A 404-nucleotide genomic window follows, 5' to 3' on the forward strand; every position below is an offset into this window, starting at 1 on the left:
GTTTGTTAAACTTTTAATTTTATGCTTCAGCTAGATTTAAAGACCTTTTTTTAAAACCCCTTTCTGGGATGGCCTTTTCTTTCTGCCGACTTTTTTTTGAGCTTTCATGCCCCATCTGAGTTTATGAGCCTTTTTTTTACGGCACGCATCAATAAGGAAGGAGGGATTTAGAAAAGTTTTGGACGACAAAAAATGTTGGGGACAGCGAAGCCGTCCGGCGTTATTTTTTTCGGTACAAAGGGCGAAGACCGGAACTCTTTCGTATCCATCCACCGAAATAAATTTGCCGTTCAAAAACAAAGGGTCTCAGATGGAGCTATGAAAAACGCACATTAAGGGAGGCAGAAAACAAGGAAAAGGGCAGTACGGAAAGTAAAACAAACCATACGGTTTTGCTTGCAAAA

It is taken from the genome of Bacteroides sp. D1, from assembly GCF_000157095.2.
Classification (GTDB): Bacteria; Bacteroidota; Bacteroidia; order Bacteroidales; family Bacteroidaceae; genus Bacteroides; species Bacteroides xylanisolvens.